This is a genomic window from Flavobacterium sp. (genome assembly GCF_024642105.1).
GTDB lineage: Bacteria > Bacteroidota > Bacteroidia > Flavobacteriales > Flavobacteriaceae > Flavobacterium.
On record NZ_JAHEBT010000052.1, the window covers coordinates 510,308 to 523,293 of the forward strand.

12 protein-coding genes are annotated in these 12,986 nt (G+C 38.0%); 6 read left to right on the plus strand and 6 right to left on the minus strand.

Going from position 1 to position 12,986, the window contains the following annotated elements:
* The first annotated feature begins 1 nt into the window (after position 1).
* The 3 genes from nhaA to Q0L65_RS07810 all read left to right on the plus strand — a co-directional run bounded on the left by nhaA (position 2) and on the right by Q0L65_RS07810 (position 2,100).
* A complete protein-coding gene (nhaA, locus tag Q0L65_RS07800; protein WP_296685022.1) occupies positions 2-1,141 on the plus strand; it encodes a Na+/H+ antiporter NhaA in 1,140 nt (379 codons plus the stop codon).
* 294 nt (positions 1,142-1,435) lie between these two features.
* Positions 1,436-1,792 (plus strand): type II toxin-antitoxin system RelE/ParE family toxin, encoded by a 357-nt coding sequence (locus Q0L65_RS07805; RefSeq protein ID WP_296685024.1) that lies wholly within the window; start codon positions 1,436-1,438, stop codon positions 1,790-1,792.
* Positions 1,789-2,100 (plus strand): helix-turn-helix transcriptional regulator, encoded by a 312-nt coding sequence (locus Q0L65_RS07810; protein ID WP_296685025.1) that lies wholly within the window; start codon positions 1,789-1,791, stop codon positions 2,098-2,100. The genes Q0L65_RS07805 and Q0L65_RS07810 overlap by 4 nt, the downstream gene beginning before the upstream one ends.
* 375 nt (positions 2,101-2,475) lie before the next feature.
* On the opposite strand, the gene proC is transcribed toward Q0L65_RS07810, so the two are convergent.
* The 6 genes from proC to serS form a co-directional block, all read right to left on the minus strand.
* The gene (gene proC / locus Q0L65_RS07815) at positions 2,476-3,252 is read right to left on the minus strand and encodes a pyrroline-5-carboxylate reductase (RefSeq protein WP_296685027.1); all 777 of its coding nucleotides are present in this window, start codon (positions 3,250-3,252) and stop codon (positions 2,476-2,478) included.
* A gap of 35 nt (positions 3,253-3,287) precedes the next feature.
* Positions 3,288-4,637: a magnesium transporter gene (gene mgtE, locus Q0L65_RS07820; RefSeq protein ID WP_296685029.1), complete on the minus strand. Its 1,350-nt coding sequence runs from the start codon at positions 4,635-4,637 to the stop codon at positions 3,288-3,290.
* Positions 4,627-5,406, minus strand: coding sequence for a 16S rRNA (adenine(1518)-N(6)/adenine(1519)-N(6))-dimethyltransferase RsmA (gene rsmA / locus Q0L65_RS07825; protein WP_296685031.1), 780 nt, complete (start codon positions 5,404-5,406; stop codon positions 4,627-4,629). The genes mgtE and rsmA overlap by 11 nt, the downstream gene beginning before the upstream one ends.
* Before the next feature lie 38 nt (positions 5,407-5,444).
* On the minus strand, positions 5,445-5,759 hold the full coding sequence (locus Q0L65_RS07830; protein ID WP_296685032.1) for a DUF4286 family protein: 315 nt from the start codon (positions 5,757-5,759) through the stop codon (positions 5,445-5,447).
* Positions 5,760-5,890: 131 nt separating this feature from the next.
* Positions 5,891-7,669 carry a tetratricopeptide repeat protein gene (locus tag Q0L65_RS07835; protein ID WP_296685034.1) on the minus strand — a complete coding sequence of 593 codons (1,779 nt, stop codon included), beginning with the start codon at positions 7,667-7,669 and terminating at the stop codon, positions 5,891-5,893.
* A gap of 184 nt (positions 7,670-7,853) precedes the next feature.
* A complete protein-coding gene (gene serS / locus Q0L65_RS07840; protein ID WP_296685035.1) occupies positions 7,854-9,125 on the minus strand; it encodes a serine--tRNA ligase in 1,272 nt (423 codons plus the stop codon).
* A 346-nt stretch (positions 9,126-9,471) separates the two neighbouring features.
* Between serS and metG the strand changes: the two genes are divergently transcribed.
* From metG to Q0L65_RS07855, 3 genes are all read left to right on the plus strand, one after another.
* On the plus strand, positions 9,472-11,544 hold the full coding sequence (gene metG, locus Q0L65_RS07845) for a methionine--tRNA ligase (protein ID WP_296685037.1): 2,073 nt from the start codon (positions 9,472-9,474) through the stop codon (positions 11,542-11,544).
* A gap of 79 nt (positions 11,545-11,623) precedes the next feature.
* Positions 11,624-12,310 (plus strand): HAD family hydrolase, encoded by a 687-nt coding sequence (locus Q0L65_RS07850; RefSeq protein ID WP_296685038.1) that lies wholly within the window; start codon positions 11,624-11,626, stop codon positions 12,308-12,310.
* 35 nt (positions 12,311-12,345) lie between these two features.
* The gene (locus Q0L65_RS07855; protein ID WP_296685040.1) at positions 12,346-12,969 is read left to right on the plus strand and encodes a chloramphenicol acetyltransferase; all 624 of its coding nucleotides are present in this window, start codon (positions 12,346-12,348) and stop codon (positions 12,967-12,969) included.
* Positions 12,970-12,986: the final 17 nt, after the last annotated feature.

Below are 12,986 nucleotides of genomic sequence, written 5' to 3' on the forward strand. Positions count from 1 at the left end.
TATGAACGCCAGCCGATTGTTTCGAGAATTTTTTGAAAGTGAAAAAGCAGGCGGTTTACTATTACTTTTGGTGACGCTGATCTCTTTAACTCTAGCCAATTCTCCTATCCAAACGGACTACATTGGGTTTTGGGAAACCGAGATAGGACATCATTCCCTTACCCATTGGATTAACGATGGACTCATGACACTTTTCTTTTTGTTAATTGGTTTGGAATTGGAACGCGAATTGTACGGTGGGGAATTATCCAACATCAAAAATGCTGCTTTACCGATTTTTGGTGCTTTTGGCGGAATGATACTTCCTGCAGGTATTTTTTTAGTGTTCAATTTAGGTACACTAACACAAAACGGCGCCGGAATTCCAATGGCTACCGATATTGCATTTGCTATTGGGATCTTATCCCTTTTGGGCAATCGAGTACCAACATCTTTAAAAATCTTCTTGACCGCTTTGGCTGTCATTGACGACTTGGGAGCAATTCTCGTCATCGCGATATTTTATACGGAAACGATATCCTTTCTATATTTAGGTTTGGCATTGGGTGTAATGGGTTTGCTATTTCTTTTAAATAGAAAAAATGTACACAACCTGATTCCGTATCTAATTGGTGGGGGTTTAATGTGGTATTGCATGCTGAATTCAGGCGTTCATGCTACGATAACGGGTGTGCTTTTAGCCTTTGTCATTCCGTATGGGAATGGCGGAAAAACCACTTCTTCTTACCGATTGCAACACGTTTTGCACCGCCCGGTAGCCTTTTTCATTTTACCTTTATTTGCTATCGCTAATACTTGTATTGCTGTTGATTCGGATTGGCACGAAGGACTCATTCATACCAACTCAATCGGAATTATGGCGGGATTGATTTTAGGAAAACCCATTGGAATTACTCTTTTTGCTTTTTTATGTGTCAAATTAGGTGTTGGATCGCTTCCTAAAGAGTTGCAATGGAAACACATTCTTGGTGCCGGAATGCTAGGCGGAATTGGGTTTACTATGTCTATTTTCATTACGCTTTTGGCCTTCAAAAACGATGGCGAAGCTGTAATTACCTATTCTAAAATAGCCATCTTGGTTGCTTCGTTTGTTTCTGGGACTCTGGGTTTTTTGTGGTTGAAAATGAGTTTGAAGAAATAGTTTTTTTGGACACGGATGCAACGGATTCGCTTTGCGAAAACACAGATGACTGCTGATTCCTAAACATTTTCACATTAAATAAATTGTTCCATTGTTCCATTATTTTCTTATATTTGAAAAGCCCCTGTAACTGCAATAGACCCCAAGTCGTTTTCCTTTTACAGATTTTTATAATGAAATGTAACGCTTATGCAATTAGGATAACGCTTTCGTTATTTTGAATGCGTAATTTTTATTTATTTCATAACTTTTATTAAAAATTTGTTTCTTATTTAGGAAACTTTTACCTTTGATATGAAAATAATAGAACCCAAATTTAAAGTAGAATTTTTAGAAGACGTAAAGCTCTTTTTGGACGAAGTTGACGAAAAAGCGAGAGCTAAAATCATTTATAATATTTGGAAAGCACGAAGCACTAATGACAAAGAACTTTTCAAAAAATTACAAGGTGAAATTTGGGAGTTTAGAACTATGTACAACAAAACATATTACCGCCTATTTGCATTTTGGGATACAACAGACAAAAGCAATACCGTCGTAATTTCAACTCACGGTTTAATTAAGAAAACTGACAAAATTCCAAAAAACGAAATTGAGCGCGCTAAAAATTTAAGAGAAACGTATTTTAAAAACAAAAGCAACAAACCATGAAAACCTATAGTTTAGAAGAGTTAACCAATGCCTACATAGGTAAAATTGGCACAAAAAAACGAGACGAATTTGAAAATGAATTGCGCCTTGACTTAGTGGGTCAAGCCATTAAACAAGCAAGACAAGAACGCAACTTAACACAAGAACAGCTGGGCGAATTAGTGGGTGTAAAAAAAGCGCAGATTTCAAAAATTGAAAACAGCACCACCGATGCACGATTTGAAACCATCCTAAAAGTGTTTAAAGCATTAAACGCTAAAGTGAGTTTTAATGTCGAGTTGTTGAATGAGCATTTGATAATTGAATAACCCCTCATTTTCAAATTTTCAAATTAATCCATTTTTACATTAAATTAGCTACATTTGAAAAGCGTATCAAAAAAATTGAACTAAAAACAGGCAAAACTTTCGTCAATATTGCCCATTTGGAATAAAAGTAGTTTGAAAGTTTCGCATATAAACGAGTTATGCACTATTTAAAAACCCGAAATAAATGAGAACATTTGCTTTTATCTTTTCCTTAATTTTATTTACAAGTTGCAATTCTCAAAGTAGAAAAGTTGATGAAGCAATTTTAAAAGTTAAAAACCTGATAGCGCGGATTTGCAATCCGTGCCTGCTAAAACAACGAACCAAAAAAGGCCGCTATTTACAGCAGCCTTTCTCTTTATTTAAAAAGTATATTTACCCCTTAATCTGTTTCAACGAAGTTTTAATCCCTCTAATCAAAGACGAACTAAAACCGTGCAATTCCATTTCGTTCAAACCAGCAATGGTACAGCCTTGAGGCGTAGTTACTCGGTCAATCAATTGTTCTGGATGGGTTTTTTCTTCTAGTAGCATTTCGGCAGCGCCTTTTACAGTTTGGGCAGAAATAGCCAAAGCCGTTTGCCAGTCAAATCCAATTTCAATACCCGCTTGCATTGAGGCACGAATGTAACGCAAGGCAAATGCCGTTCCGCTTGCTGCCAAAACGGTAGCCGCATCCATTAATTTTTCGTCAATAATAGGCGCTGTTCCTAAACCTTCAAAAAGTGTAACTACTTTCTGAGCCGCTTCTTTATTGCTTTCTTGAAACGCAATACAAGTCGCCGAAGCACCAAATTGCGAAGCAATATTCGGCATGATGCGCACCGCTTGGTGGGTGGCGCCAATTTTATTTTGCAAGTTTTCAATTGACAATCCACTCACTGCCGAAGCAATGGTTTTATTGGCAATTGCAGGCAATATTTCGGCCAAAACAGAATCTACTTGGTACGGTTTAATAGTCAAAATAATAATATCTGCTTCTTGAATATTGTGTTTGTTGTCGGTAGAAACGGTAACCCCTAGTTGTTCTAAGTGCAAAATACTCTTTGTATTTCTTCTTGTTACGGTTACTTGATTGCCTTCGGTGAATTTAGCAATCCCGATGGCAATTGAGGCTCCTAAGTTGCCCCCGCCAATAATGTGTACGTTCATGTTGTGTAGTTATAGTGGTTGTGTTGTGTGTTCTTTTAAACTCCCAAAATCAATTTAGCAATGGTAAAATACAAGATAATTCCAAATACATCATTGGTAGTAGTGATAAAGGGTCCCGTCGCAATAGCCGGGTCAATTTTCTTTTTATGTAAAAATAAAGGCACTAAAGTTCCCAAAGTAGCTGCAAATAAAATCACCACAATAATCGAAATGGAAATGGCTAATCCTACTTGGAATTGCCCGTACATAATGGTATGATAGGCCAAAACTAATAAGGAAATAATGGTTCCGGAAATCATAGCAACAGTAATTTCTTTGCTAAAATATTCTCGACTAAATCCTTTTAAAGTACCATTTGCTAAACCTTGAACAATAATTGCCGATGCTTGTACCCCAATATTCCCTGCCGTAGCCGAAAGCAAAGGCATAAAAATAATCAAAGTGTAAAATTCTTGCGAAGTCGCTTCATTGCCTTTCAACACATACGAAGCTACTAATTCAATTAGCATTCCCATAATCAGCCAAGGCAAACGCGCTTTGGTATGTTCGTAAACGCTATCGTCGGCTTCTACGTCTTGGGTGATACCCGCCGCCATTTGGTAATCCTTGTCGGCTTCTTCCTTGATGACATCCACAATATCGTCAATGGTAATTCGGCCGACCAAACGACCCAATTCGTCCACCACCGGAATGGCCTCTAAATCGTATTTTTGCATGATACGCGCCACCTCAACGTCTTCGGTATCTACATTCACCGAATTTAGCTTTCGGATATAGACATCATTGATAGGTGTTCGCGAAGAAGTAGTCAATAAATCTTTAAGCGACAAACGTCCTTTCAAACGGTCTTCATCGTCTACCACATAAATCGAATGCACTCTTGAAATATTTTCGGCTTGAATGCGCATTTCTTTCACGCAAGTCAACACATTCCAGTTTTCGTTCACTTTTACCAACTCCTTGTGCATGATTCCCCCCGCAGTATCCTCTGGATAACGAAGCAAATCAACAATATCTTTGGCGTGTTCAACGTCTTGTAATTCCGAAATTACTTCTGCCTTAATTTCTTGCGATAACTCGGCAATAATATCCGCAGCATCGTTCGTTTCTAACTCATCAAGCTCTTCTGCAATTTCTTTTGGAGAAAGTCCTTTTAAGATATTTTCACGTAAATCGTCCTCTAATTCTAAAAGAATTTCGGCCGTTTTATCACTATCTAAAACTTTAAAAATATAGGTTGCCTCTTCAAAATCAAGCTCGTCTAGCACTTCGGCAATATCAGCATGGTGCATGTCATTCAACAAAACTTCCAGCTGTTGGTCGTTCTTCGATTGAATGAGTTGCTCTAATTCTTGTATTAGTTCTTTGCTGATTTTAAATTCCATCGGCTTCGATTTTTTGAGTGAGTGCTATAAAGTCTTCAACACTAAGTTGTTCTGGTCGAAGATCAAAAATGGTGTCTTCTCTTAAATTATCGGACAAATTTAAGGTTTTTAAACTGTTACGCAAGGTTTTTCTACGTTGTTGAAAGGCCGTTTTTACTACCGTGAAGAATAATTTTTCGCCACAAGGCAAACTGTAGTCTTCTTTTCGTCGCAAACGCATCACCCCCGATTTTACTTTCGGTGGCGGATTGAACACGTGTTCATCTACCGTAAACAAGTATTCGGCATCGTAAAAAGCCTGTGCCAAAACGGACAAAATACCGTAGGTTTTGCTTCCTTTTTTCTCGCAAATGCGCTCTGCCACTTCTTTTTGGAACATTCCAGAAAACTCGGGAATTTGATGGCGAAATTCCAAGGTTCTAAACACAATTTGAGTCGAAATATTGTATGGAAAATTCCCAATGATGGCAAATTGCTTGCCTTCAAAAATCTCGTTGATATTGTATTTCAGAAAGTCCTTCGAAATGATTTTATCTTTCAACTTGGGGTAATTGGCATCCAAATACACCACTGATTCTGTATCGATTTCAATCACGTAAGTGTTAGTGGATTTGTCCAATAAATATTTGGTCAAAACTCCCATTCCTGGTCCTATTTCCAATACATCATTGTAGCCTTCTAAACTCAACGTATCGGCAATCGCTTTGGCAATGCTTTCGTCTTTTAAGAAATGTTGTCCGAGATGTTTTTTAGCTTTTACTTTTTCCATTGAGTCATTGCGAGGCACGAGGCAATCTCGCTATTTTTTTAATTGTGTTCAGAAATCAATTCTAATTCCGTTCTAAAAGCCAGCATTTTTTCGCCAAACAACTGGTAACTTTCTTGACGGAATTGCGGTGCATCTTCTGCATAGTATTTTTCCAAAGTCGCTTTACTATCCGTCGTAAATTGAACAGAATACGTAGTTCCTCCCATTTCTTCTTCAATCAACACCTTCACAATTTTAGCCGAAGAAAATTTTCCTGTTGCTAAAATAGCCGGAATTCGTGTTTGTTGCATCCACTGTAACCATTGGTCTTGAACGCTTTCGTGTATGTTAACTGTTACGTTGTAAAGTATCATATTAGCCCCCTAACCCCCAAAGGGGGAAATCCTACTAGGGGTTAAGTAGGGTTAAATAAATTGTTTTTTGAACTTTCTTTTAATCTGAATCTATTGGCTCCTAATTCCCCCTTCGGGGGTTAGGGGGCTCCTTATAAATTGCTATCTCCTCTTAATTCTCTATATTTTCGCCTTGCCTCCACAAAATAAATACTGTCTTGGTGGTTGAAAATTATTTTTTCATACAATGGCTTTGCTTTTTCGGGCAATTGCAATTGATTTTTATACATTTCTGCCGAAAAATACAATGCTTCATCTACATAAATTCCGTCTGAATGCTGCTCTATTATATTTTGATATTGAGGCAAAGCCAATGAAAAATCGCCTGTTTTCTCGTATAGTTTTCCCAATCGCAATAAGGTAACTGCCTCAATCTCTTGCCCTTTGTATTGTTTCAAAATCACTTGAAAACCCTGAATCGCTTCTTGATTTCGATTTTGATATCCAAGGTAATCCGCTTTGGCGAAAGCCTTCAATGCCACTTGTGTCGAATCGGCAACGGTATTGTCATTAATGAGCAAAAAATACTCCAAAGCGTCATTCGCAATCAATTGTGTACTCGCCGATTTCAACTCTTTGAATTGTTTCAACGCCCATTCTAAATCAGTTTTGAAATAACTCGTTTTAGCCGCTTTCAAACTTGCTTCGTGCGCTACCGCATCGTTCTTTAAATCGTTTTCAATTTGCGAATAATACAATAACGCCTGATTGAATTTGGCTTCGTACAGCAAAATATCCGCCAACTCCATTTTGGCCTGCGCCGTTTCGTATTCGTTCAAGGGCAATTCCAATGCAGTTCGAACAATTGCCTTTCCTGCTTCGGGCTTTTTTAAATTGAACGTCAAAAAATGCGCGCGCATCAGCTGCAAAGATAAGGTAAAAGGACTGATTCCGTATTTCGTGACCAAAGCTGATAATTCGGTTTCGATACCGGCCCAGTCTTTTTCGGGAGTCGTGTCGATTTTGAGTTGCATCAAATAGCGATTGGCTTGTACTAGTAATTCGATTTCGGTGGTGTTTTCCAACACAAACCCTAAGATAGTTTTGGCTGTTGCATCGTCCTTTTCTTCAATGGCGAGTTGTGCCAAATTGACTATCGTAGTCAGCGATTCAGGATTACGTTTGTAAATGGCTTTTTCCTGGATAAAGGCTTTGCCGAATTCTTTTTGCTGAACATACAACCAACTCAAAAATTGGTTCCAATATACCTCTTGATTCTTTTGAGTCCGTGTAATTAATGCTTTACGCAAATTAGCCGAAAAGCCTGCATCGCCTTCATCTGTTATAAAACGCGAAAACTGATTTTGAATCAAAATGGTACTCTGTTGATGGACAAAAGCCTCGTCTAAGAAAGTACTAATCATCATATCCGTATTGCCCAACTGCCCATACAACAAGCCTATTTGGTAATTGAAATTAAAAGTAGGTTGCAGTTGCACTGCCGTTTGATAGGCTTTTAACGCATAGTCCAGCAAGACTTTTTTCTCAAAGGAATTCGCTATGCCATACACTTCGTTAGGATTGGATTTGATTTTAGCCAAGGCTTGTTCAAAATACTTTTGGGCTTTGTCTTCCTGTTGTTGGATTTTGAAATTATAGCCTAGTTCTACCAAAAGCGAACTTTGTTTGTACTTGTCCAATCGAGTTTGAATAGCTTTTTCGGCGACATCAAATTGTTTTAATTGTTGGTAACAATCAATGGTTCTGATAAAGTATTGGTAATTTTGAGGAACGGACTGTAAAAGTTCTTCGTAACTGATTTTGGCTTTTTCAAAATCGCCTTTGTCGTAATAATATTGGGCTAATTGCTCGTTTTGAGAGAAACCAATCAATGAAAAAAACAGGCTGATATGTAGGAGTAGTTTTTTCATTGAATCTCTTGAATAAAATTCTTTATTAAAAACGTCAATTCGAGTGTTTTTTGTATATCCAGATAATAATCTGGATATACAAAAAATGTATCGAGAATAGTTTTTAATGAAATTTTACTTGTTCTCGATACGATTTTCTGACGAAAATCACTCGAACTGACGTAAAATATCATTAAAAAAGCAATTAGTCTATAATATCAAACCCGCAATACGGACGCAATACTTCTGGAATTACAATTCCTTCTGGTGTTTGGTAGTTTTCTATAATGCCTGCCAAAACTCTTGGCAAGGCCAATGAACTTCCGTTCAAGGTGTGTGCCAATTGGTTTTTTCCGTCTTTGTCTTTGAAACGCAATTTCAAACGGTTCGCTTGGAACGTCTCAAAATTAGATACAGAAGAAATTTCCAACCATCGGTCTTGTGCCGTAGAAAACACTTCAAAATCATAGGTCAATGCCGAAGTGAATCCCATATCGCCACCACACAAACGTAAGATTCTGTATGGTAATTTGAGTTCTTGTAAAATATTTTTCACGTGTTCTACCATACCGTCTAACGCTTCGTAGGATTTGTCTGGATGCTCTACGCGAACAATTTCTACTTTGTCAAATTGGTGCAAACGGTTCAAGCCACGCACGTGCGCTCCATACGAACCCGCCTCACGACGGAAACATGGCGTGTAAGCCGTACACAAAATAGGCAATTCACTTTCGTTCAAAATTACATCGCGGAACAAGTTAGTTACCGGTACCTCAGCTGTTGGAATCAAATACAAATCGTCAATGGTCGAGTGATACATTTGCCCTTCTTTGTCTGGCAATTGTCCTGTCCCGTAGCCTGATGCTTCGTTTACCAAATGCGGCACTTGCATTTCTTTGTAACCTGCTGCTGTATTTTTATCTAAGAAATAATTGATTAAAGCACGTTGCAAACGCGCTCCTTTTCCTTTGTACACCGGAAAACCTGCCCCTGTGATTTTCACCCCCAACTCAAAGTCGATGATATCGTATTTTTTTACTAATTCCCAATGCGGTTGAGCGCCTTCGTGCAGAACAGGAATAGTCCCTTCTTCAAAAACGTTTAGATTTTCTTCTGGTGTTTTCCCTTCCGGAACAATGTCGGCTGGTAAATTAGGTAAGGTATATAATTTCTGCGTCAATTCTTCGGCTAAAGCCTCGGCTTTCTCCCCTAAATCTTTGCTTTTCTCTTTTAACGCAACGGTCTTTTCTTTTAAAATGGCGGCTTTTGCTTTTTCGCCACTTTTCATCAATTCGCCAATGTCTTTAGACAATTTATTAGATTCGGATAAAGTGTTGTCTAATTCTACTTGAGTAGCGCGACGTTGCTCGTCTAATTGAACTACTTCGTCCACAATTCCTTTGGCGTCGATGTTTCTTTTTGCCAAAGCTTTGACTACTTTTTCCTGATTCTCTCTAATAAATGCAATTTGTAACATAGCTTGATTTTTATAACTCTCTGTAATTTTTTGCGCCTTGCGCACGCAAATTTAAGGAAATGTTTGCTAAGAACGAGACAAAGTTTAGAGTTTTCCAAAGAGCGCATTCGCTTCAAAATAGTTTCACCGCAGATTCACAGATTTTAAAAGAACTTAATAGAATACATTTTGCTTGGTTCGAGGTAAATGAAAATTAACATTTTAATTCAACGAAATACTATTGTAAATCTGCGAATCTGTGGTTGATTTTCCAAAAGTCAATCCCATAGTTGTAGTTGTCCCTATGATAAAAAAAGTTATTTTTGCACTCATTCTGAATTCATTTCAGCATTTTTAAACTGTTATTATGTTAGAAAATCCAACAAGATATACCATTACGGCAGCCTTGCCTTATACTAACGGCCCTATTCACATTGGCCATTTAGCGGGGGTTTACGTGCCTTCGGACATTTATTCTCGCTATTTACGATTGCAAGGAAGAGACGTGTTGTTTGTTTGCGGAAGCGACGAACACGGCGTTGCCATTTCGATGAAAGCCAAAAAAGAAGGCATTACGCCTCAAGAAGTAATTGATAAATACGATGGCATTATCCGTAAATCGTTTGTTGATTTTGGAATTTCTTTTGATAATTACTCTAGAACTTCGGCAAAAATTCATCACGAAACAGCTTCGGAATTTTTTAAAACTTTGTATGACAAAGGCGATTTTATTGAAGAAGTAACCGAACAATTGTATGACGCCAAAGCCGATCAATTTTTGGCAGACCGATTTGTAACGGGAACCTGTCCGAAATGCGGCAACGAAGAAGCTTACGGTGACCAATGCGAAAAATGTGGTTCTACCTTGAACGCTACGGATTTAATCAATCCGAAATCGACCATTACCGGAGAAACGCCTGTTTTGAAATCGACCAAACACTGGTTTTTACCTTTAGATCGTTACGAAGCTTTTTTGAAAGAATGGATTTTGGTTGGACATAAAAACGACTGGAAACCGAACGTGTACGGGCAAGTAAAATCTTGGATTGATGGCGGATTAGAGCCTCGTGCCGTAACCCGTGATTTGGATTGGGGAATTGACGTACCCGTTGCAGGTGCTGAAGGGAAAAAATTATACGTGTGGTTTGATGCGCCTATTGGTTACATCTCTTCTTCAAAAGAATGGGCGGCACGCGAAGGAAAAAATTGGGAGCCTTATTGGAAAGACCAAGACACTAAATTAGTTCACTTTATTGGAAAAGATAATATTGTGTTTCACTGCATTATTTTCCCAGCGATGTTGAAGGCAGAAGGAAGTTATATTCTGCCTGATAATGTACCAGCCAATGAGTTCTTGAACTTGGAAGGCAACAAATTATCGACTTCTAAAAACTGGGCGGTTTGGTTGCACGAATATTTGGAAGAATTCCCAAATCAGCAAGACGTGTTGCGTTATGCTTTGACTTCGAATGCGCCAGAAACTAAAGACAACGACTTTACTTGGAAAGATTTTCAAGCTAGAAATAACAACGAACTCGTAGCGATTTTTGGTAACTTCATCAATCGTGTGGTAGTGTTGACTAATAAATACTACAACGGCATCGTGCCACAACCGAATGAACTTTCGGAAGTAGACGAACAAACTTTGGCGGAACTAAAAGCGTATCCGGCGGTAATTTCGAGTTCTATTGAACGTTACCGTTTTAGAGAAGCTTTGGGCGAAATGATGAATGCCGCGCGTTTAGGAAACAAATATTTGGCCGACGAAGAGCCTTGGAAAGTCATCAAAGACAATCCAGAGCGTGTACAAACCCAAATGTATGTAGCCCTACAAATTGCCGCTGCTTTGAGTACGCTTTGCGAACCATTTTTGCCTTTTACGGCTAAAAAATTAGCGCGTATTTTGAAAATAGAACAAGCCTTGAACTGGAATACAATTGCTGAACATAGCGATTTACTAGCTGCAGGACACCAAATTGGTGAAGCAGAATTGCTTTTTGCCAAAATAGAAGACGAATCGATTCAAAAACAAATAGACAAATTGGAAGCAACAAAAACAGCGAATAAGGCCGAGATTGCTTCGTCCCTCGCAATTACCGAACCACAAAAAGAGGCAATTCAATTTGAAGATTTTGCCAAAATGGATTTGCGTGTAGGAACGATTTTGGAAGCCGAGAAAATGCCAAAAGCCAACAAACTTTTAATCTTAAAAGTAGATACTGGAATTGACGTTCGTACCATTGTTTCGGGAATTGCAGAGAGTTTTGCACCAGAAGATATCATTGGTAAAAAAGTAACTGTTTTAGTGAATTTGGCACCAAGAAACCTTCGCGGAGTAGAAAGTCAAGGAATGATTTTGATGACTACCAATGCCGAAGGAAAATTAGTTTTTGTAACCCCAGACGCTGAAGGTGTTGGGAACGGAGAGACAATTAATTAAAAAGTAAAACACAAATTTCACGAATTCTCATAAATAGTTTCTATAGAAATTCGTAAAATCTGTCTTTAAAATAAAAATTATGAACCCAAAGATAATAGCTTTTGATGCAGATGATACGCTTTGGCACAACGAACCTTATTTTGATGAGGCGCAGGATAAATTCTGTGAATTATTTAGTGGTTACGCGTCCAAACAAGAGTTATTACGACTTATATTAAATCATCAAATTACCAATTTGCCTTTATACGGTTTCGGAATTAAAGCATTTACGTTGTCTATGATTGAATCGGCTTTAGAGTTGACTAATCATAACATTTCAGGACAAAATATTGAGAAAGTCCTTCACATTGGGAAAGAGCTGTTGCAAAAACCAGTGGAGTTATTGCCTGATGTAATTGCCGTTTTGGAACAATTAAAAGGAACTCATAAGTTAATTGTAGCCACCAAAGGCGATTTGAAAGACCAACATCGAAAATTACACGAATCAGGAATTGGCGCTTATTTTCATCATATTGAAGTGATGAGCGACAAAACCGAATTGGATTACGAAAAAATGTTAGGCCGTTTGGATTGTCAAGCAGCTGACTTTTTAATGATTGGAAATTCGTTAAAATCAGATGTGTTGCCTGTTTTGAATATTGGCGGACACGCTGTTCATATTCCGTATCATACTACTTGGGAATACGAACAAATCGATTTTGAGATTGAACACGAGAATTTCCGTGCTTTTGAAAAAATTACCGACGTTTTGCAATTGCTACAATAACACGAATTTCACAAACGGGGAAAGCTATAGAAATAATGAAACAAAAACTAGACCTTGACACTTGGAACCGAAAAGAACATTTTTTGTTTTTCAAACAAATGGATGAGCCTTTTTATGGCATTACCACCACAATAGATTGTACTCAAGCGTATACCAAAGCGAAAGCCCTTGGCATTTCATTTTTTAGCTATTACCTTCATAAAACCTTGGCCGCAGTGAATGCGATTGAGAATTTTCGGTACCGAATTATTGAAGACGAAGTCTATCTTTTTGACGTGATTGATGCTTCGGCAACAGTGATGCGAGAAGACAAAACGTTTGGCTTTTCGTATATGGCTTCTGCTGAAGACCCGATTGATTTTGCACAAATCGTACAAACTGAAATTGAACGTATTCAAACTACCACAGGAATTTTTACAAGAGAATATCCAGATAATTTGATTCATTTTTCGGCCTTGCCTTGGATTAATTTTACTTCATTGTCTCATGCACGAAGTTTTACTTGGCCAGACAGTTGCCCTAAAATTTCTTTTGGAAAACTAACCGAAGAAAATGGTAAAAAATCAATACCAATATCCGTTCATGTGCATCATGGTTTGGTTGATGGCTACCACGTTGGTTTATTTATTGAGCGATTACAACAATTGATGAATGAATAAAAAGGGTGTCTAAAAAA

What these genes read in the sequence shown, in the direction of transcription:
- Q0L65_RS07810 (WP_296685025.1), top strand. Translation starts at nt 1,789, where the DNA reads ATGAAAACCTATAGTTTAGAAGAGTTAACCAATGCCTACATAGGTAAA.
- Q0L65_RS07830 (WP_296685032.1), bottom strand. Translation starts at nt 5,759, where the DNA reads ATGATACTTTACAACGTAACAGTTAACATACACGAAAGCGTTCAAGAC.
- Q0L65_RS07805 (WP_296685024.1), top strand. Translation starts at nt 1,436, where the DNA reads ATGAAAATAATAGAACCCAAATTTAAAGTAGAATTTTTAGAAGACGTA.
- nhaA (WP_296685022.1), top strand. Translation starts at nt 2, where the DNA reads ATGAACGCCAGCCGATTGTTTCGAGAATTTTTTGAAAGTGAAAAAGCA.
- proC (WP_296685027.1), bottom strand. Translation starts at nt 3,252, where the DNA reads ATGAACGTACACATTATTGGCGGGGGCAACTTAGGAGCCTCAATTGCC.
- serS (WP_296685035.1), bottom strand. Translation starts at nt 9,125, where the DNA reads ATGTTACAAATTGCATTTATTAGAGAGAATCAGGAAAAAGTAGTCAAA.
- metG (WP_296685037.1), top strand. Translation starts at nt 9,472, where the DNA reads ATGTTAGAAAATCCAACAAGATATACCATTACGGCAGCCTTGCCTTAT.
- mgtE (WP_296685029.1), bottom strand. Translation starts at nt 4,637, where the DNA reads ATGGAATTTAAAATCAGCAAAGAACTAATACAAGAATTAGAGCAACTC.
- Q0L65_RS07855 (WP_296685040.1), top strand. Translation starts at nt 12,346, where the DNA reads ATGAAACAAAAACTAGACCTTGACACTTGGAACCGAAAAGAACATTTT.
- Q0L65_RS07835 (WP_296685034.1), bottom strand. Translation starts at nt 7,669, where the DNA reads ATGAAAAAACTACTCCTACATATCAGCCTGTTTTTTTCATTGATTGGT.
- Q0L65_RS07850 (WP_296685038.1), top strand. Translation starts at nt 11,624, where the DNA reads ATGAACCCAAAGATAATAGCTTTTGATGCAGATGATACGCTTTGGCAC.
- rsmA (WP_296685031.1), bottom strand. Translation starts at nt 5,406, where the DNA reads ATGGAAAAAGTAAAAGCTAAAAAACATCTCGGACAACATTTCTTAAAA.